Here is a 24088-nt window from a genome sequence, read left to right on the forward strand (position 1 = left end):
GGCCCGCACCGTCCCCCGCTCCGCACCGCCGTGTCGGGTCACGCCGTTTCAGGTCACGCCGTGGTCGGTCACGAGGTGGTCGGCGAGCGCGGTGAGGCTGCGCAGGAAGTCACCGTCCCCGTCGAGGTCGAGGAACACCTCGTAGCGCGTCTCCACCGCCTCCACCAGGCGGAGTTGTGCGAGCGAGCCGACGCCGAGGGCGACGAACGGCGTGTCGGCGGCGGCCAGCAGCGCGGCCGGCGTCGGTTCTCCGTCGTTGGCCTCGGAGACGATGCCGGCGAGTACGGCCGTCAGGCCCGTCCGCCGCTCGGCCACCTGCCCGGTGCCCGACTGCCCGGTGGTCAACAGGTCTGTCACTGGAGCTCCTTCACGGCCTCGGCGATCTCGGCCACGGTCGGGGTGTCGAAGAAGACGTCGAGGTCGAGCTCCACGCCGAAGGACTTGCGGGCCCGGGCCGCGATCTGGATGAACATCAGCGAGTGCGCGCCGAGGTCGAACAGGTCCTCGTCCCCGTCGATGTCCGGGATGCCGAGCACCTCCGAGCAGATCGCGCTGAGCTCGGCCGCGACCGGATCGAGGCCCGCGACCGGATCGAGGGCGGCGGCCGGGCCCGGAGCCGCGACCGGGCCCGGAGCCGCGACCGGACCGGGAGCCACAGCGGCGGCCGCCGGCAGGGCCCGCCGGTCGAGCTTGCCGTTGGGCGTCAGCGGCATCGCGGCCAGTGGCACGAACAGTTGCGGCACCATGGAGCCGGGCAGCGTCCGCCGCAGGTGCTCACGCAGGTCGGCGGGCGTCGGCAGCTCCCCGGCGGACGGGTCGGCGACCAGGTGGCCGACCAGCCGGGCCTCGCCCGCCGCGTCCTGGTCCACAGTGACGGCGGCCTCCGCGACGGCCGGGTGTTCCAGCAACCGGGCCTCGATCTCGCCGAGCTCGATCCGGTGGCCGCGGATCTTCACCTGGTGGTCGATCCGGCCGAGGAAGTCGAGTTCGCCCTCCGCCGTCCACGCCGCCAGGTCGCCGGTCCGGTAGAGCCGGTCACCGGGCCCGCCGAACGGATCCTCGACGAAGCGCTCGGCGGTGAGTTCGGGCCGGCCCAGGTAGCCGTGCGCCACGCCGTGGCCGCCGAGGTAGAGCTCACCGGCCACGCCGACGGGCAGTGGGCGGCGGGCCGGATCGAGCACGTGGGCGCGGGTGTTGGCGATCGGGCGTCCGATGCCGACCGCCTCCGGCCCGGGCGGGATCTCGGCGCAGGTGGACCAGATGGTGGTCTCGGTGGGCCCGTAGACGTTGAACAGCCGGGCGGTGCGGGCCCGTAGCTCGCGGGCCAGCGGCAGTGGCAGGGCCTCGCCGCCGACCAGGCCGGTGACGGCGGCGAGGCCGGACCCCGGGGCTGCGAGACCGGACCCAGGGCCTGCGAAGCCGGACCCCGGGCCTGCGTCGTCGGCCCCGCTCAGGATCACCCGCCAGCCGGACGGCGTGGCCTGCGCGTGGGTGACGTTCTCCCGGCGGATCAGGGCGTTCAGGCCCGGGCCGTCCAGGGCGAGCCCGTCGGGTGCGAGCACCAGCCGCCCCCCGGTGACGAGCGGCAGGTAGAGCTCCAGGCCGGAGATGTCGAAGGAGAGCGAGGTGAGGCCGAGCCAGACGTCGTCCGCCCCGGAGCCGAGCAGGTCGGCGAAGGCGGAGAGCAGGTTGACCAGGGCACGGTGCCCGACCTCGACGCCCTTGGGCAGGCCGGTCGAGCCGGAGGTGTAGAGGACGTACGCGCGGTCCTCGGGCCGGGGCGGGACGGTCGGCTCGGTCGCGGCGCCGGGGCCCACCGGCTCGTCGAGGCGCAGCACCACGGGGGCGGCGGCCGCGACCTCGGCGGCGAGTTCGCCGTCGGTGAGCAGCAGGGCGGCGCCGGAGTCGGCGAGGACGAAGGCCAGCCGGTCGGCGGGGTAGCCGGGGTCCAGCGGCAGGTAGCCGGCGCCGGCGCGGAGCACGGCGAGCAGGGCGACGGGGAGCCGGGCGGTGCGGTCGAGGTGGAGGGCGACCAGGGAGCCGGGGCCGATCCCGAGGGCGGCCAGCCGGCCGGCGAGTTCGACGGACCGCTCGCGCAGTTCGCGGTAGTCGAGGGTGGCGTCGGCGGCGGTGACGGCGACGGCGTGCGGGGCGGCCTCGGCCCTGGCGTCGAACAGGTCGACGACGGTGCGGTCCGCCGGGTAGGGGCGCGCGGTGTCGTTCCAGGCCTCGGTGACCAGGTGGAGCTCGGCGGCGCCGAGCAGCGGCAGCGCGTCGAGCGGGGTGGCCGGGTCGGCGACGGCGGCGCCGAGCAGGGTGTCGAGGTGCCCGGCGATCCGCTCGGCCGCCTCGGGGGCGACCACCGACGGGTCGTACTGGAGGCTGAGCAGGAGCCCGTCGGGGGCGTCGACGGCCTGGATGTGCAGGGTGTTGCGCGCGGTGCCGTTGAACAGCATCCGGTCGACGCGGACGCGGCTGCCGGTGAACTCCGCCTCGCCGGGGCCGGCCGGCGGGCCGCTTGGTGCGGTGGCGGCGCCCGTCGTCCCGGTGGTGCGCCGGTAACCGAAGGAGACCGGGGTGAGCCCGACCCGCGGGGTGAGCCCGGCGACGGCGGTGCCGAACGGCACCGTCCGGAACCGGTACAGCTCGCGCAGCCCGGCCCGGACGGCGGCGGCGTACCCGGCGAACCCGCCGGCCGCCTCACCCGCGGGCGGTGGCGGCGCGTGGTGCGGCAGCTCGTTGACGAACGGGCCGACCTCGCCGGCCAGGTCGGGCGTGCGGGTGGAGAGCGGGAGGGAGACCGGGGTGTCGGTGTTGCCGTACCGGCGGAGCAGGACGTGCACGGCGGTGAGCAGGAACTCGAAGGTGCTCACCCCGCAGCTGCGCGCGGCCGCGCCGAGCACGGCGGGGTCCAGCCTGCGGGTGACGGCCTCGCCGGGGCCGGCGCCGTGCGCGGTGCGGCGAACGCCCGGCAGCAGCACGGCGGCGGAGTCGGACCAGCGCGGGGCGAACCAGTCGGCCGCCTCCCGGACCAGGGCCGCGTCCGCTACGGGCGGGCGCGCGAAGCGGTACTCGCCGGGCCCGGCAGGGGCCGGGGCGCCGGCGACCAGGGCGTTGTAGGCGCTGGCCAGGTCGGCGAGCAGGATGTCCTTGGAACTGCCGTCGAACACGGCGTGGTGAGCGACGATCAGCAGGTCGGCGCACCCGTCGGCACCGTGGAAGAGGGTGAAGCGGGCGAGCGGACCGGCCGCCAGGTCGAACGGCCGGGCGGTCTCCTCGGCGAGCAGCTCGGCCAACCCCTCCGGCCCGTCGGCGGCCGCGTCGACCTCGGTGACGGCGAACCCGGCTGCGCCAGGACGGAGCTCCAGCCCGCCCTCGTGCTCGGCCAGCACCGCGCGCAGGGCCGGGTGCCGGTCGGCGACGGCGGCGCAGGCGGCGGTCAGGGCGGCGGTCTCCACCCGGTCGAAGGTGATCCGCAGCGGCAGGTGGAAGCCGGTGCGGGCGGCGCCGAGGCGTTCGGTGAGCCAGATGCCCTGCTGGGCGGGGGACGCGGGCACGGCCGCGGGCGGTGCCGGAGCGTGCGGCGCCGGAGCGTGCGGCGCCGGAGTGGGGCCGGGGTTCACGGCGGCGGCCGGCTGTGCGGTCGGCTCCGTTTCAGGAGTGCGGTCGGGCATCGACAACTCGCTTCAGGGGTCGGGAGGTACCACGGACGGGGAAGCACGCGGGGCGGCGCCCGGCGGCCCCGGGCGACGACGGGTACGCCGTGGACGGCAGGCGAGCGCGGGCGACAGATGTGCCGCGGACGGCGGGGTACGCCGTGGAGGGCGGGGTGCACCGGCCGGCCGGTGTGCCGCCGCGGACGGCGGGTGCGGCGGAGTCGGCGGGCACGGGCGACGGCGGGTACGCCGGAACGGTGAGGGCGGTAGCCGGGGGCGAGGATTGAACGGGCCTGCGGGCCGTACCGGAGCCCGGTCAGGCCGGGGCTGCGAGCAGGTCGCGCACGGCGCGCTTGAGCGGCTTGCCGCCTTCGTTGCGCGGCAGTGCGTCGAGCGTGGTGATCCGGGCGGGGATCTCGTGGGCGGCCAGCCGGCCGGCCAGGAAGGTGCGCAGTTGCGCCGGGTCGAAGTCCGCGCCGGCGAGCGGGACGACGGCCGCTCCGACGCTCATCCCGAGGACCGGGTGCGGGAGGCCGACGACGGCCACCTCGGCGACCGCCGGGTGCTCCAGCGCGGCCGCCTCGACCTGGAGCGTGGAGACCTTGTACGCCCCGGACTTGATGACGTCCGACTCACGGTCCACCAGGTGCAGGTAGCCGTCCTCGTCCAGGAAGCCGACGTCACCCATCCGCACCCAGCCCGTCCGGAACACGCTCGCGCCCGCCTCGGCGTCCCGGTAGTAGGCGCGCTGGGCCCCCGGGGACCGCAGGTGGACGTCACCGGTCTCCCCCGCCGGCAGCGGGCGGCCGTCGGGCCCCGCCACCATGACGCTGCCGCGGGCGGCGAGCCCGAGCGCCGTGGGGCGGTCCGGGTCGTGGACCATCGCGGTCTGGGCCGGCGCCGCCTCGGTGGAGGTGTAGTAATTGACGACCGTGGCGTTCGGGAACGCTCTGGTGAGCGCGGTGGCCACGGTGGGCGGCAGCGCGGCCGCGGTCGAGCCGAGCAACCGGACGGAGGAGAGGTCGAAGCGGGTGTGCACCCCCGCGTTCAGCAGCTCGGCGGCCATCGCCGGTACGACGAAGACGCTGCCGACCTTCCGCTGTGCGATCAGGCGGGCGAACCGGCCCGGGGTGAAGTGGGCGGCGACCAGGGCGGCCGGGTGCGCGTCCAGGGCGTTGATCAGCATGGTCTGCCCGGCGTTGGTGCCGACCGCGAAGGAGTGCAGGAACTCCTCGGAGTGGGTGAGCGGGCGGTGCCGCGCGCCCGGCCGGGTGCCGTGGACCATGTTGCCGTGGGTGGCCAGTACGCCCTTGGGCCGGCTGGTGGTGCCGGAGGTGTAGAGCACCTGGGCGAGCATCTCCGGGCCCACCCGGGGCAGCCGTCCGGCCGCGGTCACGTCCTCGGCCCGGTCCGCGGGCAGGCTCGGCAGCACTCCCTCGGCCTCCGCGGCGAGTTCCTCCGGGGTGGTGGTCCACCACGGCCCGGCGGGGGCGGCGGCGGTCGGTCCGGCGATCAGGCCGGCGGCTTCGCAGTGGCCCAGCAGGTACCCGGCCGCCTCGGGCGGCTGCCGGTCCGAGACGGGTACCGCGACGGCTCCCGCCCTGGTCACCGCGCAGTAGTGGACGGCGAAGTCCGGCCAGTCGCGCAGCCCGAAGAGCAGGCCGACCCGGTCGCCGGGCCGGACGCCGCGTCGGACCAGGGCGACGGCCGCCGCGGTCGAGCGTTCCTGCCACTGGGCGAAGGTCAGCTCCCGGCCGCCGTCGGTGCTGATCGCCGTCCGGTCCGGCTGCGCCTGCGCCCGGAGCTCCAGCAGCCCGTGAACGGTGAGTCCACGGTCTCCACGGTCTCCACGGTCTCCGCGGTCTCCGCGGTCCGCACGGTCGCGCATCGCACGCGACCGTGGCCGGGCCGGCACGGCCGACGGCTCCCCGGCGGTTCCATTTTCGCCAACGACAGTTCTGTACATGGCACTTGACACGTTCCCCGTTACCCTTCAGGTCAGCCCCGAACACCTCTCCATGGGGTATTGGTCCAGACCTGGCTGAGAGATTGGCATAGACCATCTATGGGGTCAAGGATTCGGATCGATCTTCCCCGGCCAAGGGCCCGACAGGCTCCGCCCGCCGTCGGGAGCGCGACCGTTCGGCGCGGCAGCGCCCGCCCGCCGTCGGGAACGCGCCCACCGGAACGCACCCACGGCCGACCTCCGGTCAGGACAGCACGGCGACCGCCTCCACCTCGACCAGCTGGCCGTCGTACCCCAGCACCGAGACGCCCAGCAGCGTACTGGGGACGTCATGACTCCCCAGGTAGGAGCGGTAGACCTCCCACACCTTCACCAGGTCACGCCGGTCCGCGGAGGCGACGTACACCGTGGTGCGGACGAGGTCGGTGAGCGCGGCGCCCTCGCCCTCCAGCACGGTTATCAGGTTCCGCATCACCTGGTGGGCCTGGGCCTCGTAGTCGCCGACCGCGACCGTCCGCCCCTCGGCGTCGAGCGGGCAGGCGCCGGCCAGCCAGAGCGAGCGGACCGGGGCGTCGACGGCCGCAGCGTACGCGTAGTCCACGGCCTGGGTGAGCAGAGGGTTCCGGATCAACCGGACGGCGCTGGTCATGAGGCACTCCGGGGGTCGAACGGGCGTTTGCGCCTCATCGTTGGCGGTACCCGAGCACCCGTCAAAGCATTTACCCGCAGCCTCCTTGCGGCGCCCGGGCCGCCACGGACGAGGTTCACCGTTGCGGGTGATGGCGGGCCGGGCCGTCGGACCGGGATCCTGGTACCCCCACCACCGACCGAGGGGTTCGCCATGGCAGATCCGCGCCCGCAACGGGGCATCGACCGGCGCCGGATGCTGGGGCTGGCCCTCGGCGCCGGCTTCGCCCCGGCCCTGGCCTCCGGTCCGGCGCAGGCCACCGGTCACGCACAGGCCACCGGTCCGGCGCAGGCCGCACCCGGGCCCGCCCCGGCCACCACCCGCGGGCCCGCGCCGGACGCGGCCGACGGACCCGCCGCCCGGGGCGCGGAGGCCGTCCGGGTGGCCGCCGCCCAGCTCGGGGTGCCGTACGCCTGGGGCGGCGGTGACCGGCTGGGCCCGGGCCTCGGTTTCTGCGACGAGGAGAACGGCTACCTCGACGGCGGCTGCCTCGGTGAGAGCACCGTCGGCTTCGACTGCAGCGGGCTCACCCTGTACTGCTGGTACCTGGCCAGCGGCGGCGCCGTGGAGCTCGCGCACTACACCGTCGCCCAGTTCAACCGGTCCGCCCCGGTGGACCGCGCCGACCTGCTCCCCGGCGACCTGCTCTTCTTCTCCCGCCCGGACGCCCCGCTCCACCACGTCGGCATCCACGTGGGCGGCGGCGCGATGATCCACGCGGAGCACACCGGCACCCTCGTCGCCCGCCTCCCCGGGGTGTTCGAGCACCCCCGCTGGGCCCCCGAGTTCGCCGGCGCCCGCCGTCCGGTCCCCCTCGGCACCCGGGCCTGACCGGGGCACGCCCCCGCCCCGCTCGCGCCCGACCGCGGCGCGCCGCCGACCCCTCAGGAGCCCGTCGTGGACGCCCCGTACAACCGCCTGCTCGTCGCCCGTTTCGCCGAGTGCTTCGAGTTCTACGACGCGGTCCTTCCGCCGCTGACCGGCGCCACCCTGGCCAAGGGGTCGGCCGGGGGCCCGTACGCCGACTGGGAGGTCGCCGACCGGGCCGTGCTCGCCCTCTGCGACCGCGCGCTGATGGCCCTGACCGTGGGCACCGTGGAGTTCCCCGCCGAGCCCCCGGCCGTGCAGGACAGCACCATGCTGGTGTTCCGGGTGGCCGACGTGGACGAGGCGCTCGCGCTCTGCCTGCGCAACGGCGGCGTCCTCGCCGCCGTCGCCACCGACCGCCCCGCGTGGGGGCCGAACCTGCGCACCGCCCATCTCCGCGACCCGGACGGCCGGCTCATCGAGTTGCAGTCCTCCTGAGCACCTGCGTCAGGACCCTGCCCTCCGTGGCGTGGCGGTGGAGCCGTTCGGAACTCAGGAGCCGGCCCCCTGCGCGATGAGGCCGGTGAGTGCCCGCCGCACGATCCGGGCGAACCGCAGCTGCCCGTCCTCCGCCGGGTCCGCTTCCGACTGCTCGGCCATGGCCGCTGCGACGTGCGGGTGCCCGCCCCGGGCCGCCGTCTCGCCGAGGTACGCGGCCTGCGCCCCCTGGCGGCCGGTGAGTCCGCGGTCGGTCTGCAACTCGGCGCGGGAGAACTGCTCGGTCAGGGCGTTCAGCAGGGCGACGATCTCCATGCCGGTCCGGCCGGGCAGCCCGGCCGGGGCGAGCGCCCGGAGCGCGTACTCCAGGAAGTCCATCCCGTTCGGGCCGATCCGGAGTGGCTCCGGAGGTACGTCGACGAGCCAGGGGTGCCGCAGCCGCGCGTCCTTCGCCCGGACCGCGAGGGCGGCCAGGTCCTCGACCGGGTCACCGGTGAGCGGGACGTCCAGGTCGATCTCGCCCGCGACCGCGTCCGTCATCAGGTCGAGGAGGTCGTCGCGGGAGCCGAGGTAGCGGTACAGCGACGCCTGGCCGGTGCCGAGCTCCGCGCCGACCTGGCGCATGGACACGGCCGCGAGGCCGCCCCGGTCCGCCAGCCGGACGGCGACCTCGGCCAACTCCGCGCGGGTGTGCACGGCGGCGGGCCCGCGTGCGCCGCGCTCCGGCCGGGTCCAGACGATGACGGGCTCCTGGGCCACTCGTGCACCTGCTCTCATCCGCTGTCGTGCCGCTGCCTGTGATCGTCCCCTATGCTAAAACTGCGAACATCAATCGCAGTTTTTTGGGAGGTCGCCATGTCCGAGTCCGCCGCCCACCCGTGGACCCCGGTCCGCTTCGCCGAGAACGGGCCGGTCGAGCTCGCGTACGACCGGCTCACCGAGGGGACCGACGGGGAGCCGCTGCTGCTGATGACCGGTCTCGGCGTCAACCGGCTCTGGATCCCGGACGGCCTGTGCCACCTGCTCGCCGAGACGGGGTTCGCCGTCGCCCGCTACGACCAGCGCGACGGCGGCGAGTCGACCCACCTTCCGCCCGTTGCTGCCAGGAACCCCGTCTCCGCGCTGTTCCGCAGGCGCGGCGAGGCCTATACGGCCGAGGACATGGCGGACGACGCGATCGCCGTCATGGACGCGCTGGGCTGGGAATCCGCGCATCTGCTGGGCGTCTCGCTCGGCGGCGCCATCGCCCAGCGCGTGGCCCTGCGGCACCCCGACCGGGTGCGGACCGTGACGACCATGTCCGCGGTTCCCGGCGACGTCGCGGGCCTGAGGACCATGCGGTTCATCCGGATGGGGACCCTCGCGAAGTTCGCCAAGCTGAAGTTCCCCGACACCCGGGAGGGCGCGATCGCCGCCGGTGTCGAAGTCTCCCGGCTGCTCGCCTCGCCGGCCCGCCCCTTCGACGAGCGCGCCGCACGGGAAGCCGCCGAGCGCACCGCCGACGCGGGCGTGCAGGACCAGCAGGCGCAGAGCCGCCAGATCGGCGCCCAGTGGCACAGCGGGCCGATCAGCGGCATCCGGCGGCCGACACTGGTCCTGCACGGCGCGGACGACCCCCTGATCAAGCCCGCCGCCGCGACGGCGATCGCGTCCCGGATCCCGAACGCCCGCAAGCTGCTGCTGCCGGAGGTCGGCCACGAACTGCCCGAACCGGTCTGGCCCACCATCGCCGGCGAGATCCGCGCACTGGCCGACGTGGCGGCGCGCAGCTAGGACCGCGCCACCGAGGCGCTCGTACTCGGCCGTGGATCCGGCGCGGTCCGGACCGGCCCGGCCGGGGTCGGACCCGGCCGGGCCGGTCCTGCGCTCAACCGCGGGCGCCGGCCGCCTCCCACAGCTCGGCACTGCACGCCGCCACCAGGGCCCCGATCCGGGCCAGCACCTCCTCGGCCGGTGCCGGGTCGAGCCGGCGCCCGTCCCGCAGCCGCAGGGCCACCTGCCCGGCGGCGGCCTCCTTCGGGCCGATCACCGCCTGGTACGGCACCAGCCGGGCCTGCCGGATCCGGGCGCCGAGGCTGCCGTGCCCGGGCCCGGCGATCTCGGCGCGCAACCCCTGGTCGAGGCAGCGTTGCCGGAGCCGTTCGGCCTGCGGCAGCTCCGCCTCGGAGACCGGCAGCAGGACGAGCTGGGTGGGGGCGAGCCAGGCCGGGAACGCGCCGCCGTACAGCTCGATCAGGTGCGCGACCACCCGCTCGACGCTGCCGATGACGCTGCGGTGGACCATCACCGGCCGGTGCTTGGCGCCGTCCGCGCCGATGTAGTGCAGACCGAACCGCTCCGGCTGGTGGAAGTCGATCTGCACGGTGGAGAGGGTGGACTCGCGCCCGGCCGCGTCGGCGATCTGGACGTCGATCTTCGGGCCGTAGAACGCCGCCTCGCCCTCCGCCGCCTCGAACGGCACCCCGGACCGCTCCAGGACGTCGGTCAGCAGCGCGGTGGCCCGCTCCCAGAGCGCCGGGTCGGCCACGTACTTGCCACCCGGGCCGGGCAACGAGAGGCGGTGGCGGACGGGGCGGATGCCGAGCGCGCGGTGCGCCTCGCCGATCAGCTCCAGCGCGGCCACCGCCTCGTCGGCGGCCTGTTCGGGGGTGCAGAAGACGTGCGCGTCGTTCAGCTGGATCGCCCGCACCCGGGTGAGACCGCCGAGCACGCCCGACAGCTCGGCGCGGTACATGCCGCCCAACTCGGCCATCCGCAGTGGCAGTTCGCGGTAACTGCGGGCACGGGAGCGGTAGATCAGGGCGTGGTGCGGGCAGAGGCTGGGGCGCAGCACGACCTGCTCGGAGCCGAGGTCCATCGGCGGGAACATGTCGTCGCGGTAGTGCGCCCAGTGCCCGGAGATCTCGTACAGCTCGCGTTTGCCGAGCACCGGGGAGTAGACGTGCCGGTAGCCGGCCCGGCGCTCGCACCCGCGGACGAACTCCTCCAGGGCGTGCCGGACGGCAGCGCCGTCGGGCAGCCAGTACGGCAGACCGGCGCCCATCAGCGGGTCGGTGTCGAACAGGTCCAGCTCCCGCCCGAGCCGGCGGTGGTCGGCGGCAGCGTGCGCGGCGGCGGGTCGGTCGGTGCCGGGGTCTGCGGCGGCGGGTTGTGCGGCGGCGGGGCCCGCGGCGGCGGGGTTGCGGTTCATCTCGGGGCTCCACTCGAATGTGTGCGGGCGAGTGGACCGGTACGACAAAGCCCCGGGGCACTCGCCCCGGGGCTTCGGACCAAATCAGCAGTCAGCGCGCCGGGACTCTCTCCGGCGTCGTCGTCCGAACGACTGCAGCGCGCTTCATGCCTGCCACGCTAACCGGACACCGGCGCACCCCGCGACCGGTTTTCCGGCGCCCGCGAGCAGCCGCCGCCCGGCGCGCCCGCACGCCCGCACGCGCTCAGCGCAGCACCTCGCACCCCCGCCCGGCGAGGGCCGCGAGCAGCCGGGGCGGCGGTGTCACGTCGTTCCACCGCAGGTCGAGCTTCTCCAGGGCAGGCAGCGCGGCCGGGTCGGCCAGCCATCCGGGCAGCGCGGTGAGCCGGTTGCTCCGCAGGTCGAGGCGGCGCAGCAGGGGAAGCCCGGCGAGCTGCGGCGGCACCTCGGTGAAGGCGTTCTCCCGCAGTTCGAGCTCGCGCAGCCCGCTGAGGCGGGCGGTGGAGGCCGGCAGTGCGGTCAACGCGTTGCCGCGCAACCAGAGTTCCCGCAGGGCGCCGAGCCGGCCGAGCGATTCGGGCAGCGCGGTGAGCCGGTTCCGCTGGGCCCGCAGTTCGACCAGGCCGGCCATCGCGCCGAGGGTGTCGGGGAGTTCGGTCAGGCCGTTCTCGCCGACGTTGAGGTAGCGCAGCGCGGTGAGCCGGCCGAGGCTGTCCGGCAGCCGGGTGAGGGCGTTGTCGTGCAGGTAGAGGAAGTCGGAGAGGCCGGTCAGCTCGCCGAGCTCCTCCGGGACGGCGGTGAGCGCGTTGTGCCCGAGGTCGAGGGTGCGCAGCCGGCTCAGGCGGCCGATCCCGGGCGGCAGTTCGGTCAGGCCGGTCTCCGCGAGGATCAGCACGGTGAGGTCGGCACCGTCCCGGAGGAGGTCGGGCACCCCGTCGGCCCGCTGCCGCCAGAGGTTGAGGGTCACGTCGGTCATCCGGTCATTGTGCTCGCCGGGCCACCGGACGGGTGGGCGGCGGAGGCCCCACCCGGCACCTCCTTCAGCCGCCCGGCCGGTAGTCGCGCAGCGGGCGGGCGTTCCCGGCCGCCAGCCGGCGCTCCACGGTGCCGGCCACCCGCATCAGCGGCAGGCGGGCCAGGGCGTCGCGAACGCGGCGGCCGCCGGCGGTCCTGGGCACCATGAGGCGGACGTTCGGCCCGATCTGCTGCTTCCGCCGGACGAGCGGCCGGTGGGCGGCCTCGTAGCGGGCGAAGGCGCGGTGGTGGTCGCCGCCGGCGGCGGCGAGCTCCCCGGCCAGGCGGTAGGCGCCGACCATGGCCAGTTCCGCGCCCGCCCCCGAGGCCGGGGAGGCGCACCAGGCCGCGTCGCCGACGAGCGCGACCCGGCCGGCGGACCAGGCCGGCAGGTGCACCTGGGCGAGCGCGTCGAAGTAGAACTCCGGGTCGGCCAGGGCCGATTCGAGCAGGTCCCCGGTGCGCCACGCGGTCTCACCGGCGAACTCCGCGGCGAGCAGCCGCTTGTGCGCGGCGCGGTCCCGGTGGTCGTGGCCGAGTGCCGGGGAGCGGAAGATGAAGTACGCCTTGGCCCGGGCGTGGTTGCCCGAGCGGTAGATCCCGGCCATCCGGCCCGGCGTGTTGAACATGGTCACCCAGCGGTCCTCGCCGAGCGCCGGGTCGGCGTCGGCGAACGCGAAGTAGTGACCCTTGTGCCGGACGGACTCCGCGTCCGGCCCGAAGGCGAGGCGCCGTACGGTGGAGTGCAGGCCGTCGGCTCCGACGACCAGGTCGAAGCGGCGGGCGGCGGCCCGGTCGAAGGTGACGGTCACGCCGTCGTCGTCCTGGGCCAGCCGGCGGACCGGGTCGCCGAAGAGGATCTCGGCGTCGGTGGCCGCGTGCAGCAGCGCGACCAGGTCGCCCCGCATGATCTCGACGGAGTCCGGGTCGTGCAGGTCGACCCGGGCGAGCGCCCGGTCGGCGGTGTCGACGAACTTGATGCCCCGCACGTCGGTGGCCAGCGCGCGGACCTCCGGGAGGAGACCGGCCCGCCCGGCCACCGCGAGCGCGTCCGCGCGCACGTCCACGCCGTTGCCACCGGTACGCAGGCCGGGCGACCGTTCGACGACGGTGGGCCGGAAGCCGTGCCGGGCCAGCCAGTGGGCCAGCGTCAGTCCGGCGATACTTGCTCCGCAGATCAGGATCCGGTCGTTCACAGGGCTCTCCACGTCGCGCTAGACTAAGTGAAATGCACGTTCCAGTTTGAGTATGTGGAAGGGGCGTTCCAGTTGTCAACACCCGCCGGGACCCGACGCCGTGCCGATGCCGTCCGCAACCGCGACCGCGCCCTGGACGCCGCGACGGCCCTGCTGGCCGAGCCGGGCGCCTCCCTCACCGTCGACGCCATCGCCAGGCGCGCCGGCCTCGGGGCCGCGACCGTCGTCCGCACCTTCGGCGGCAAGGACGCCCTGCTCGACAGCGCCGTCTCCCGCCTGCTGGAGCCGGTCGTCCGACGCGCCGACGACCTGCTCGCCACCAGCACCCCCGCGCAGGCGCTGCGCACCTTCCTCCGGGAGCTGATCGCCTTCCAGACCGCGCACCACGCCATCAGCGAGCAGCTGGACGGCCTGGAGCTGCCCGCCACCACAGCCCTGCGCGCCCGGCTGATGGACGCCGTGGAGACGATGATCGGCGGCGCGCAGCGCGACGGCGCCGTCCGCACCGACCTCGACCCGGCCCTCACCACGACGCTGATCGGCCGCACCGCGCTGGCCGTCGCCCGGACCAGCCCGCCGTCCCCGGAGCTGGCCGACGCCTACCTCACCGTGCTCCTCGACGGCCTGCGCCCGTAGCCGCGGCCCGGCCGGCGGCTGCCCGCGAACCCGACCGCCCGCCCACCCGCCCGCCCGACCACCTGGCCGGCGCCGGTCAGAGCCAGCCGCGTTCCTTCGCGCGCAGGGCCGCCTGGAAGCGCGTCACGGCGCCGAGCCGCGCCATCAGGTCCGCCACGTGGGCCCGGTACTTGCGCAGCGAGATGTTCAGCTCGCGGGCCGCGGTCTCGTCCTTGCCGTGCTCGCTCAGCGTGCGCAGGACGGCGGCCTCGGTGGCGCTGAGGTCGAGCCGGTCGAGGTCGGTGGCGCGCGCCCACAGCCGCTCGAAGAGGTCGACCAGCGCTGCCACGATCCCGGGCTGGCAGATCTGCAGGGTGTCGGACTCCGGCCGCTCCGGGTCGAGGCGCACGAAGGCGACCCGCCGGTCGACGACGAACAGCTGACCGAACGGCTCGGCCGTCACGCGGTGCAGGTCCCCCTGCCCGTGCCAGTACCGGGCGTAGGCCATCTGCTCGGGCTGGTCCAGGGCGGCCGTGCCGAAGATGGTCCGGGAGACCAGCCCGTCGGCCAGCTTGCGCCGGAAGCGCCGGCGTGCCGCCTCGTCGAGGTAGGCCGACCGGCCGCACGGCAGGCGCTTGGCGTTCATCGTCTCGAAGCGGCCGGGGATCGCGGCGATCCGGCGGGTCACCTCCGCGTTGTCCTGGATCCGCTCGACGAGTTCGACCGGGTGTCCGCGGCGCGCCTCCTCCGCCAGCTCCCGCACCACGTCGAACGCCTCGTCCAGCCGGGCCAGTTCGCGCGAGGTGCGCTCGACCCGCCGGCGCACCAGCAGGTCGACGGCGGCCGCGGGCGGGAGCGGCACCAGCCTCGCGTCGACCACCCCCAGGGCCTGCAGCTCCGCCACGACGGGACGCAGGCCGGGCATGGAGAGGTCCGCGCCGGCCGTGTCGGGGTCGGTCTGCCGGGTACGCAGCAGGTAGCGGTAGACGCGCTCCTGGTCATGTGTCAGGCCCAGGCCCTGAAGACTCATCGCCGCCCCCGTCCGTGCAGTTTCCTGCACGAAGTCTTGCACCCTCTCCCCGTTCCGCCACCGACCGGTGACGGGCAGGCTGAGGGAGCGCGCCGGGCGCAGGGATGCGCAGCCGGCGCGCACCATCACCGACCCGCACGACCACAAGGGGAAACACCGTCATGGGTCACCTCCGCAGCTTCGTCCCGTGGATCGCCGTCGCCGTGCTCACCGGCACGGTCGACCTCCGCTGGGCCGCGCTCACCGGCCTCGTCCTGGCCGTCGTCCTCGTCGTGGCCCAGCGCCGCGCGGGCCGCGGGTGGGACGCACAGGTGATCGAGGCCGGCGCCGTGCTGTTCCTCGCCGCCTACACCTGCGCCGCGTTCGCCGCGCCGCATTCCGCCTTCCTCGCCCACTACGGGCCGCCGCTGTCCTCGCTCTGGCTCGCGGCCACCGCCTGGGGCTCGCTCGTGCTCGGCCGGCCGTTCACCCTCGGCATCGCCCGCACCCAGGCGCCCGAACACCTCTGGCAGAGCCCGCTGTTCCTGCGGATCAACCGCGTCATCACCACGGTGTGGGCGGCCGCGTTCACCCTCTCCGGCGTCGGCGGCGTGCTGCTGCGCCACTACCGGCCGGAGGCGGGTGCCGCCCGTACCCTGCTCACCGTCGCCACGTTCGCCCTGCCGCTCGTGTTCACCGCCCGCTACCCGGCGTTCGCCCGCGCCCGGCACGCGGCCGTGGCCGGGGCGGCCGCCGCCCGATGAGCATCCTTTTGCCGCTGCCCGCCCCCTGACGGGCGGCCGCACGGTCGAGACCGGGCCCACCGAGGTCTCCGCGTTCCCCGGTGACGACTACGGGCTCTTCCGCCACGACAACCCGGCCGTGCCCGCACCGGGCACGGCCGGGGACGTCGACATCACCGGGGTGGCCGTCCCGCTGCTGGAGCTGCCGGTGACGAGGACCGGCTCCACCACCGGCACCCACCACGGGCACCCACCACCGGCGGATCACCGGGCTCGACGCCACCGTCAACTACGGCGAGGAGGGCGTCGTCCGCGGCCTGATCCGCACCGACGTCTGCGCCGACCTCGGCGACAGCGGCGGCCCCCTGTACACCGGCACCCTCGCGCTCGGCATCACCTCGGGCGGCAGCGGCAACGGCACGGCGGGCGGCACCACCTTCTACCAGCCCGTCGCCGAGGCGCTGGACGCCCACGGGCTCCACGTGTACTGACCGACCCACGAGCCCGCCCGCCGCCGTCGCGGTGGGCGGGCGGGCCCGGGAGCCGGGCGCGGGAGCGTCCCGGTCACATGTTGATCATGTGACCGGCCAGGCCGTGGACGGCCTCCTTGACCGCCTCGCCCAGCGTCGGGTGGGCGTGGACGTTGCGGGCGACCTCGTGCACGGTGAGGTCCCACTGCTGGGCCAGGGTCAGCTCGGGCAGCAGCTCGGTGACCTCGGGGCCGATCAGGTGGGCGCCGAGCAGTTCGCCGTGCTTGCCGTCGCTGATCACCTTGACGAAGCCGATCGGGTGGCCGAGGCCGTGCGCCTTGCCGTTCGCCGTGAAGGGGAACTTGGCGACCTTGACGTCGTAGCCGAGCTCGCGGGCCTGCGCCTCGGTGTGGCCGAAGCTGGCGATCTGCGGCTGGCAGTACGTGGCGCGCGGGATCATCACGAAGTCGAGCTCCATCGTCTCGGCCCCGGCGATGGTCTCCGCGGCGATGACGCCCATCGACTCGGCCGCGTGGGCGAGCATCAGCTTGGCGGTGACGTCGCCGATCGCGAAGATGTGCCCGACGTTGGTGCGGCCGCGGCCGTCGACGGCGATGGCACCGCGCTCGGTGAGCTTCACCCCGGTGTTCTCCAGGCCGTAGCCGTTCACCCGCGGCGCGAAGCCGATCGCCTGGAGCACCTTGTCGGCCTCCAGCACCTGCTGCTGCCCGTCCTTGGTGGTGACGGTGACGCGGACCTTCGCCGCCGGGTCCTTGTCGTCGATCGAGTCGACCCGGGTGGAGGTGAGCACCTCGATGCCGAGCTTGCGGTACTGCTTGGCCAGCTCGGCCGAGACCTCGGCGTCCTCCAGCGGCACCATGCGGTCGAGGAACTCGACGATGGTGACCTTCACGCCGTAGTTGTGCAGCACGTAGGCGAACTCGACGCCGATCGCGCCGGCGCCCGCGATGATGATGCTGCCGGGCAGCTCCTCGGTGAGGATCTGCTCCTCGTAGGTGACCACGCGGTCGCTGAGGCTGGTGCCGGGCAGCAGCCGGGTGGTGGCACCGGCGGCGATGACGCAGTGGTCGAAGGTGACCATCTCGAAGCCGCCGGCGGTCAGCGCCACCTGGAGGGTGCGGTCGTCCACGAAGGTGCCGCGGCCGTCGTACTCCGTGATGCCGTTCTTCTTCATCAGGTAGTGGACGCCCTTGACCCGGCCGTCGGCGACGGTGCGGCTGCGCCGGAAGGCCTCGCCGAAGTCGAAGCTGACCGTGCCCTCGACCTTGATGCCGAAGGTCTTGGCCTCCTTGGTGAAGATGTGCGCCAGCTCCGCGTTGCGCAGCAGCGCCTTGGAGGGGATGCAGCCGACGTTCAGACAGACGCCGCCCCAGTACTTCGCCTCGATGACGGCCGTGCGCAGGCCCAGCTGCGAGGCGCGGACGGCCGCGGTGTAGCCGCCGGGGCCCGCTCCCAGGACGACGACGTCGTAGTGCGTGCTGCTCATGGTGCTGACTCCTCCGAGGGTGTCACGGTGACGTGATCTCGGTGCCATGGTGTCAGGCGGTCGGGCGACCCACCCACCGGGCCCCGGCCGGACGGTGGAGCAGGCACGCCCGGCCCGGCGCGCCGCCCGCCGACGCACGGCCGCCCACGCAGGGCCGCCCGACGCGCGGCCGCCCACGCATGGCCGCCCGCCGACGCGCGGCCGCCGGGCCCGGGGCGGTGGGCGCCCCGGGCCCGGCGGCCCGCACGGGATCGACTCCGGAGGATCAGGCGTCGACCTCGTGCGCGTGGCCCTCGTGCAGGCCGCCGCCACTGCCCGCCTGGCCGTCGGTGTGCTGCGGCGGCACCGGCGCGTGCAGGCCGGAGAGGTCCCAGGCGTAGGTGCCCACGGAGTCGGCGATGACGTCGATGTTGGTGTCGAAGGCCTTCATGTCGAGGTTGCCCAGGTTGTCGCAGGCCTTGTGGTAGCACTTGTCGAACGCCACGCCGGCCGTGCCGCCGTACCGGGCCGCCTGCGCGGCGGACTTGATGACCTCCGCGCCCGTGTCGGTGCCGCCGGCCGGGATGCCCGCGTCGATGAACGGGCCGTAGTCCGAGCGGCCGGTGAAGTCGGTGCCCTCGTGCGGGAGTCCGCGCCGGTCGAGGTAGTCGGTGATGTGCCGCTCCAGCTGCGCCGAGCCGTCCGGGCCGGGGCCGGAGCCGACGTGGTCGGAGTCGTCGCCGTCGTAGACGAACTGGGCGGAGTTCGGCGAGGCGATCATGTCGAAGTTCAGGTAGAGCTTGATCTTCTTCTTGTCGGCCTCGGAGAGCGCGTTCACGTACGCCTCGGAGCCCTTGAGGCCGAACTCCTCGGCGGACCACCAGGCGAACCGGATCTTGTTCTTCACCGGCCGCTCGGCGACGTTCCGGGCGACCTCCAGGATGCCCGCCGAGCCGGAGCCGTTGTCGTTGATGCCCGGGCCGGCCACCACGGAGTCGAGGTGGGCGCCGACGACCACGGTGTTCTCCGGATCGCCGCCGCGGGTCTCGGCGATCACGTTCCAGGTCTTCCGCTTCTCCATGACCGTGCGGATGTCCAGGCCGACGGTGACCGGGCCGGCGGCGGCCTTCGCGGCCAGCGCCTCGCCCGCGGCCTTCGCGATGCCGCCGGTCGGGATCCGCCCGGCGGCCGGGTCGCCGAGGGTGCCGTTGAGGTCGCCCTCGACGTTGTTGTAGACGATCGCGCCGGCCGCGCCCGCGTCCGCCGCGGCGGCCTGCTTCACCGCGAAGCTGCACCCGCCGCGCCGGATCAGCGCGACCTTGCCGGTGAACGCGCCGCCCGCGTAGTCGCCCGCCTCGCAGCCGGTGGTGTCGTCCACCGGGACGACCGCCAGCGCGGCCGTCAGCCCGGCGGCCGGGCCGCCGACCGAGTACGTCATGGCGATCACCGGCACGTCCTCGGCCTGCGGGGACACCACGCTCAGCCGCTCCGAGAGCGCCTGGAAGAAGGTGTACTCGAACTCCTGCTTCGACACCTTCAGCCCGGCCCGGCGGGCCTCGTCGTAGACGTAGCGGGCCGACTCCTCGTGGCCGCGGGATCCGGCCACCCGGTTGCCGCCGTTGCGGTCGGCGATCCGCTGGAGCGCCCGCAGGGTGTCGCGGGCGTCGCGGGCGCTGCTCTCCTCGACGAGCTTCGCGGCCAGCTTCGCGCCCTTGCGGGCCGGGTCCTGGTCGGCCGCCGCACTCCCCGCCCCGACCAGCAGCAGTGGGGTGACCAGGCCGGCGACTGCCAGCGCGGCACCCCCGACACGCCGTAACGAGGCGGCCGAGGAACGGGGCGAGGCGGCCGGGCGACGGCTCCGAGCGTTCAAGGCGAGTCCTTCCGACAGATCATGGGACCTCGATTTGACATGCCCGGCGCCAGCTTGCCAACCCTGGCGCGCGAGCTGACCGGATGCGGACATCGGGCCCCGCGGCGATGCTGGAGGGGTGGGGCCGTCTCATCCAGGAGTGTGACCGCATGTCCATGATGGAGAAGATCAAGCAGATGCTGAAGGGCCACGAGAGCCAGTCCGACAAGGCCGTCGACAAGGCGGGCGACATGGCCGACGAACGGACTCAGGGCAAGTACAGCGGCCAGGTCGACACCGCCCAGGAGAAGATCAAGGACCAGTTCCGCGACCAGCCGCCCCAGTAGCCCCGCCGGCGCGGCCCCGGCCGCCCCGGCGGCCGATCCCGGACAGCCCGGTGCCCCGGCCCCGCACGTGCGAGCGCACGTGCCGGGACCGGGGCACCGCGCGTGCGGGGCACCTTCCGGCCGGCCCCGCAGCGGTCGACGACAGCAGGTCGAGCACCGCCAGGACACCCCCGGACACCCCCTCCGGCACCCCCCGAGCAGGGGGACTTTACGCATTCATTACCATTGACACGCCCGCGGAAAGCCCTGACGAGAGGACAGCCGCCGTGTCGATCCCCCGTGTCCGGACCACTCCCCTGCCCGGTGTCGGCGTCCAGTACGACCTCACCACCCGAGAACGGCAGCACCTGTCGGTCATCGCGCACCGGGACGGCTCACGCAGCCTCAACGTCTACCGCTCGGACGACCCGGACGCCTGCTCCCAGGCGTTCCGGCTGACGGCCGAGGAGTCCGCCGCCCTGGTGGACGCCCTGATGCCCGGTCACCCTGCCGCTGGTCAGCCCGCGGCCGCCGCCCACCCGACGGCCGGTCAGCCGCACCCGGGCCTGCTGCACACCACCGACCTCGGCCTGGTCGCCGAGCGGCTGCCCGTCGACGGCGCCTCGCACTGGAACGGCCGGCTGCTCGGCGAGACCAGGATGCGCACCGAGACCGGCGCCTCGATCGTCGCCGTCCTGCGCCGCACCGGCGCCGTCCCCTCCCCCGCACCGGACTTCCGACTCGCCGGCGGGGACACCCTCATCGTCATCGGCACCCGCGAGGGCGTGGACGCCGCGGCCGCGATCCTGGACCGGGGGTAACCGGATGCACACGGCGAGCGTCTTCATCGAACTCGGCTCGGTCATCCTCGTCCTCGGACTGCTCGGCCGAATAGCCGGCCGGTACGGCTTCTCCCCGATCCCGCTCTACCTGCTCGGCGGCCTGGCGTTCGGCCGGGGCGGACTTCTCCCGCTCAGCGCCAGCGAGGAGTTCGTCGCCACCGGCGCCGAGATCGGCGTCGTCCTGCTGCTGCTGATGCTCGGTCTGGAGTACACCGCCGCCGACCTGGTGACCAACCTGAAGGCGCAGTACCCGGCCGGCGCCGTCGACTTCCTGCTCAACGCGCTGCCCGGCGCGGCGGCGGCGCTGCTGCTGGGCTGGGGCCCGGTGGCCGCCGTCGTCCTGGCGGGCGTCACCTGGATCTCCTCCTCCGGCGTCATCGCCAAGGTGCTCGGCGACCTCGGCCGCCTCGGCAACCGGGAGACGCCGGTGATCCTCAGCATCCTGGTGCTGGAGGACCTCGCGATGGCGGTCTACCTGCCCATCCTCACCGCCGTCCTGGCCGGCGCCGGCCTGCTGGCCGGCTCCGTCACCCTGGCCATCGCGCTGGCCACCGCCGGGGCCGTGCTCTTCGTCGCCCTGCGCTACGGGCGGGTGATCTCACGGTTCGTCTCGCACGACGACCCCGAGAAGCTCCTGCTGGTCGTGCTCGGGCTGACGCTGCTGGTCGCGGGCATCGCGCAGCAGCTCCAGGTCTCGGCGGCGGTCGGCGCGTTCCTGGTCGGCATCGCCCTCTCCGGCGAGGCCGCCGAGGGCGCGCACACTCTGCTCAGCCCGCTGCGGGACCTCTTCGCCGCGGTCTTCTTCGTCTTCTTCGGCCTGAGCACCGACCCGACCAGCATCCCGCCGGTGCTGCTCCCCGCACTGCTGCTGGCCGCGGTCACCGCCTTCACCAAGATCGGCACCGGTTACTGGGCCGCCCGCCGCGCCGGGATCGCCACCCGCGGCCGCTGGCGGGCCGGCGGAGCACTGGTCTCGCGCGGGGAGTTCTCGATCGTCATCGCCGGGCTGGCGGTCACGGCCGGCATCGAGCCGGAGCTCGGCCCGTTCGCCACCGCGTACGTGCTGATCCTGGTGGTCACCGGGCCGCTCGCCGCGCGCTGGACGCAGCCGGCCGTGGAGCGGCTCGGCGCGCTGCGCGGGCGCCGACGCGAGCGCGACGGCGCGCCGTGGCCACCGGCGGGCGAGCCGCCGACGGCGGGCCCGGGCGGGCCGGCGGACCGGGGCGGGCCGGACGGCCTGCCCGCCGTGGAGACCGTGCCGGCGGCCGGCGCGGGGCACGACGAGCCGGTCAACGGGCTTCCCCGCTGACGTCGGCCGGGGGCGGGTCGGACGGGTCAACTCGTGCGGCCCGCCCCCGTCGCACGACCGGCGCCGGCGCCGGTGCCCTCACCCGTACCCGTCTCGGTACTGCTGTCGCCGCCGTCACCCGTACCCGCCTCGGTGCTGCTGTCGCCGCCGTCACCCGCGCCGGAGCGCAGCTCCGCCGCTGCCGCCGTGCAGGCGGCCGCCGCCGGGCCGGCTCCCGCTCCGGGCTCGGTGACCGCCCCGCAGTGCTCGCACCGCCCCGGCCCGGACCGTTCGCGAAGCCGCCCGCACTCCTCGCAGACCTGGTCCAGCCAGCACGCCGCGTCGCCACCCTCGTCCATGCCCCGATTCTGCCGCGCCGCGGCCCATCGTCCGTCCGCCGTGCCGGCCGGGGTCCCGCAGCGCCGAGTAGACACTGTCTACACCGCCTGGTAGACAGTGTCCATGACCACTCAGGACACGGGCCTGCGCGCCCGTCTGGTGACCGCCGGCGTCGAGCTGGTGACGCGGGAGGGCGTCCACGCGCTCACCCTGCGCGAGATCGCCCGCCAGGCCGGCGTCTCGCACGGCGCTCCCCGCCGCCACTTCGCCACCCACGTCGAACTGCTGGCGGCCATCGCCCGGCACGGCTTCGACGAACTCGCCGCCGCGCTCGCCGCCGCCGACCGCACGGCGGGCGAGGACCCTCGCGCACGGCTCGCCGCGCAGTCCCGCGGCTACCTCGACTACGCGGCCGCCCACCCCGGCATGTTCGAGCTGATGTTCCGCCACGACCTCCTGGAGGGCAGCGGTACCGACCTCCGACGGACCACCCTGCCGCTGTTCGAGACCTTCGTCCGGCTGGTCGCCGCGGTCCGCCCGCCGAGTGGCACCGACCCGGCCGTCGTCGCCGGCGCGTTCTGGGCCAACCTGCACGGACTCGCCCAGCTGCGCGCCTGGGGCAGCCTGCGGCTCGTCACCGGCAGCGACGACCCGGGCCCGCTCCTGGACACCGCCCTCACCGCGCACCTCGGCCCGGAACCCCGGTGACCTCCACCGGCGGCCGGCGCCTCACCCTGGCGGGGAGCATCACCGGCGCCGCCGTCGTCGCCCTGGACGGCACCGTCCTCACCGTCGCCCAGCCCAGCATGCAGCGCGATCTGCACGCCTCCTTCGCCGCCGTGCAGTGGACCAGCACCGCCTACCTGATCGCGGTGGCAAGTCTGCTCGTCTTCGCCGGCCGGCTCGGCGACCGCTACGGCCACCCACGCGTCTTCGCCGCCGGGGTGCTGGGCTTCGCCGCGAGCTCGGCCGCCATCGCCGTGGCACCCGGCGTCGGCTGGGTCATCGCCCTGCGCGCCCTCCAGGGCGTGGCGGGCGCGCTGCTGCAACCGGCCACCCTGGGCATGCTGCGCGCCGCCTACCCCGCCGACCGGCTGGCGATGCCGATCGCACTGCGGACCAGCGCGATCGGGCTGGCCGCCGCGGCCGGGCCGGTGGTCGGCGGCGCGCTGACCACCCACCTCGGCTGGCGGGCCGTCTTCCTGCTCACCGTCGCCCCCGCCGCCGCGGCCGGCCTGGCAGCCCTGGTCGTCCGCCTCCCGCAGCCGCCCCGCGACCGCTCCGCCGGCCTCGACCTGCCGGGCGCCGGGCTGCTCGCGGCGGCGCTGGTCTGCCTGGTGCACACCCTCGTCGGCCTGCCCGCGCACGGCCCGCGGGCCACCACCGTACTCGGCCTGCTCGCCGCCGGCCTCCTCGCCACGGCCTTCGTCCGGCACGAGCGGCGCACGGCCCGCCCGCTGCTCCCGCCGGACGTGCTCGGCTCACGCACCGTCGCGTCCGGGCTCGCCGTGCTGCTGGCGGCGTCCGCGACGCTCTTCGGCACCCTGTTCCTGAGCACCTACTTCCTCCAGGACGTGCTCGGCCTGGACCCGCTGGGCAGCGCCGTCCGGGCCCTGCCGCTGGCCGTGACGATGGTGCTCGCCGCGCCGGCCTCCGCCGTCCTGCTCCGCCGCCACGGCGCGCGCCGCACGGTCGGCGCGGGCATGGCACTGATCACGGCCGGCACCCTGCTCGTCTCCCGCTTCGACCACTCCTCGGGCCCGCTCGCGATCGGCAGCGCCTTCGTCCTGCTGGGCACCGGCTTCGGGGCGGTGATGGTCACCACCACGACCGTCCTCGTCCGCGACGCCTCGGTGCGGGACGCCGGCGTGGCGGGGGGCCTGCAGCAGACCGCGATGAACGTCGGCCCGGCCCTCGGCGTGGCCGTGGCCACCACCCTGACGGCCGGACGGCCGCTGGCCGGGGCACTGGGCCCGGCCCTGCTCGTCCTCGCCGCCGTCGCAGCGGCCGGCACCCTCGCCACCCGACGACTCCCGGGGCACCCCCGCGACGCCGCACCGGCCGACACGGCCGGCACGGTCACGACGTAGCACGGGCGGCGGACGG

23 protein-coding genes are annotated in these 24088 nt (G+C 75.0%); 11 read left to right on the forward strand and 12 right to left on the reverse strand.

What is annotated here, in order from left to right:
* Positions 1-48: 48 nt before the first annotated feature.
* The 4 genes from OH807_RS02595 to OH807_RS02610 form a co-directional block, all read right to left on the reverse strand.
* The gene (locus tag OH807_RS02595; protein ID WP_406193349.1) at positions 49-357 is read right to left on the reverse strand and encodes a hypothetical protein; all 309 of its coding nucleotides are present in this window, start codon (positions 355-357) and stop codon (positions 49-51) included.
* On the reverse strand, positions 354-3557 hold the full coding sequence (locus OH807_RS02600; RefSeq protein ID WP_406193352.1) for a non-ribosomal peptide synthetase: 3204 nt from the start codon (positions 3555-3557) through the stop codon (positions 354-356). The genes OH807_RS02595 and OH807_RS02600 overlap by 4 nt, the downstream gene beginning before the upstream one ends.
* Before the next feature lie 415 nt (positions 3558-3972).
* A complete protein-coding gene (locus OH807_RS02605) occupies positions 3973-5544 on the reverse strand; it encodes a class I adenylate-forming enzyme family protein (protein ID WP_406193355.1) in 1572 nt (523 codons plus the stop codon).
* Positions 5545-5866: 322 nt separating this feature from the next.
* The gene (locus OH807_RS02610) at positions 5867-6271 is read right to left on the reverse strand and encodes a RidA family protein (protein WP_406193358.1); all 405 of its coding nucleotides are present in this window, start codon (positions 6269-6271) and stop codon (positions 5867-5869) included.
* Positions 6272-6463: 192 nt separating this feature from the next.
* Here OH807_RS02610 and OH807_RS02615 point away from each other — a divergent pair, with 192 nt between their 5' ends.
* Together OH807_RS02615 and OH807_RS02620 are read left to right on the forward strand one after the other, a co-directional pair.
* Positions 6464-7141 (forward strand): C40 family peptidase, encoded by a 678-nt coding sequence (locus OH807_RS02615; protein ID WP_406193361.1) that lies wholly within the window; start codon positions 6464-6466, stop codon positions 7139-7141.
* A 66-nt stretch (positions 7142-7207) separates the two neighbouring features.
* Positions 7208-7615: a glyoxalase/bleomycin resistance/extradiol dioxygenase family protein gene (locus tag OH807_RS02620; protein WP_406193364.1), complete on the forward strand. Its 408-nt coding sequence runs from the start codon at positions 7208-7210 to the stop codon at positions 7613-7615.
* Between the two features lie 54 nt (positions 7616-7669).
* Here OH807_RS02620 and OH807_RS02625 read toward each other — a convergent pair whose 3' ends face one another.
* Positions 7670-8392 (reverse strand): TetR/AcrR family transcriptional regulator, encoded by a 723-nt coding sequence (locus tag OH807_RS02625; RefSeq protein ID WP_406193367.1) that lies wholly within the window; start codon positions 8390-8392, stop codon positions 7670-7672.
* Positions 8393-8470: 78 nt separating this feature from the next.
* Between OH807_RS02625 and OH807_RS02630 the strand changes: the two genes are divergently transcribed.
* Positions 8471-9388, forward strand: coding sequence for an alpha/beta fold hydrolase (locus OH807_RS02630; protein WP_406193370.1), 918 nt, complete (start codon positions 8471-8473; stop codon positions 9386-9388).
* A gap of 94 nt (positions 9389-9482) precedes the next feature.
* On the opposite strand, the gene thrS is transcribed toward OH807_RS02630, so the two are convergent.
* The 3 genes from thrS to OH807_RS02645 all read right to left on the reverse strand — a co-directional run bounded on the left by thrS (position 9483) and on the right by OH807_RS02645 (position 13027).
* Entirely contained in the window at positions 9483-10805 is a 1323-nt protein-coding gene (thrS, locus tag OH807_RS02635) for a threonine--tRNA ligase (RefSeq protein WP_406193373.1), read from the reverse strand.
* A 244-nt stretch (positions 10806-11049) separates the two neighbouring features.
* Positions 11050-11781 carry a leucine-rich repeat domain-containing protein gene (locus OH807_RS02640; RefSeq protein ID WP_406193376.1) on the reverse strand — a complete coding sequence of 244 codons (732 nt, stop codon included), beginning with the start codon at positions 11779-11781 and terminating at the stop codon, positions 11050-11052.
* 64 nt (positions 11782-11845) lie between these two features.
* A complete protein-coding gene (locus tag OH807_RS02645) occupies positions 11846-13027 on the reverse strand; it encodes an FAD-dependent monooxygenase (protein WP_406193379.1) in 1182 nt (393 codons plus the stop codon).
* Positions 13028-13087: 60 nt separating this feature from the next.
* Between OH807_RS02645 and OH807_RS02650 the strand changes: the two genes are divergently transcribed.
* The gene (locus tag OH807_RS02650; protein ID WP_406193382.1) at positions 13088-13651 is read left to right on the forward strand and encodes a TetR/AcrR family transcriptional regulator; all 564 of its coding nucleotides are present in this window, start codon (positions 13088-13090) and stop codon (positions 13649-13651) included.
* A 76-nt stretch (positions 13652-13727) separates the two neighbouring features.
* Here OH807_RS02650 and OH807_RS02655 read toward each other — a convergent pair whose 3' ends face one another.
* The gene (locus OH807_RS02655; protein WP_406193385.1) at positions 13728-14660 is read right to left on the reverse strand and encodes a hypothetical protein; all 933 of its coding nucleotides are present in this window, start codon (positions 14658-14660) and stop codon (positions 13728-13730) included.
* Positions 14661-14821: 161 nt separating this feature from the next.
* Between OH807_RS02655 and OH807_RS02660 the strand changes: the two genes are divergently transcribed.
* Together OH807_RS02660 and OH807_RS02665 are read left to right on the forward strand one after the other, a co-directional pair.
* A complete protein-coding gene (locus OH807_RS02660) occupies positions 14822-15403 on the forward strand; it encodes a hypothetical protein (protein WP_406193388.1) in 582 nt (193 codons plus the stop codon).
* 344 nt (positions 15404-15747) lie between these two features.
* On the forward strand, positions 15748-15873 hold the full coding sequence (locus OH807_RS02665) for a hypothetical protein (RefSeq protein WP_406210649.1): 126 nt from the start codon (positions 15748-15750) through the stop codon (positions 15871-15873).
* A 73-nt stretch (positions 15874-15946) separates the two neighbouring features.
* Here OH807_RS02665 and lpdA read toward each other — a convergent pair whose 3' ends face one another.
* Both lpdA and OH807_RS02675 read right to left on the reverse strand, forming a co-directional pair.
* Positions 15947-17359, reverse strand: a complete 1413-nt coding sequence (lpdA, locus tag OH807_RS02670) for a dihydrolipoyl dehydrogenase (protein WP_406193391.1) — start codon at positions 17357-17359, stop codon at positions 15947-15949.
* 265 nt (positions 17360-17624) lie between these two features.
* Entirely contained in the window at positions 17625-19130 is a 1506-nt protein-coding gene (locus OH807_RS02675) for a M28 family metallopeptidase (RefSeq protein ID WP_406210651.1), read from the reverse strand.
* A 227-nt stretch (positions 19131-19357) separates the two neighbouring features.
* Between OH807_RS02675 and OH807_RS02680 the strand changes: the two genes are divergently transcribed.
* The 3 genes from OH807_RS02680 (at position 19358) to OH807_RS02690 (ending at position 21664) form a co-directional block, all read left to right on the forward strand.
* A complete protein-coding gene (locus OH807_RS02680) occupies positions 19358-19534 on the forward strand; it encodes an antitoxin (RefSeq protein ID WP_406193394.1) in 177 nt (58 codons plus the stop codon).
* Positions 19535-19800: 266 nt separating this feature from the next.
* Positions 19801-20334 (forward strand): cation:proton antiporter regulatory subunit, encoded by a 534-nt coding sequence (locus OH807_RS02685; RefSeq protein WP_406193397.1) that lies wholly within the window; start codon positions 19801-19803, stop codon positions 20332-20334.
* A gap of 4 nt (positions 20335-20338) precedes the next feature.
* Positions 20339-21664: a cation:proton antiporter gene (locus OH807_RS02690; RefSeq protein WP_406193400.1), complete on the forward strand. Its 1326-nt coding sequence runs from the start codon at positions 20339-20341 to the stop codon at positions 21662-21664.
* A gap of 26 nt (positions 21665-21690) precedes the next feature.
* Here the strand turns inward: OH807_RS02690 and OH807_RS02695 are convergent, their stop codons facing one another.
* Positions 21691-22002, reverse strand: a complete 312-nt coding sequence (locus OH807_RS02695; RefSeq protein WP_406193403.1) for a hypothetical protein — start codon at positions 22000-22002, stop codon at positions 21691-21693.
* A gap of 103 nt (positions 22003-22105) precedes the next feature.
* Between OH807_RS02695 and OH807_RS02700 the strand changes: the two genes are divergently transcribed.
* Both OH807_RS02700 and OH807_RS02705 read left to right on the forward strand, forming a co-directional pair.
* Entirely contained in the window at positions 22106-22690 is a 585-nt protein-coding gene (locus OH807_RS02700) for a TetR/AcrR family transcriptional regulator (protein WP_406193406.1), read from the forward strand.
* A complete protein-coding gene (locus OH807_RS02705; RefSeq protein WP_406193409.1) occupies positions 22687-24072 on the forward strand; it encodes an MFS transporter in 1386 nt (461 codons plus the stop codon). Before OH807_RS02700 ends, OH807_RS02705 begins: the two co-directional genes overlap by 4 nt.
* The last annotated feature ends 16 nt before the right edge of the window (positions 24073-24088 follow it).

The organism is Kitasatospora sp. NBC_01560 (assembly GCF_045208415.1).
GTDB lineage: Bacteria > Actinomycetota > Actinomycetes > Streptomycetales > Streptomycetaceae > Kitasatospora.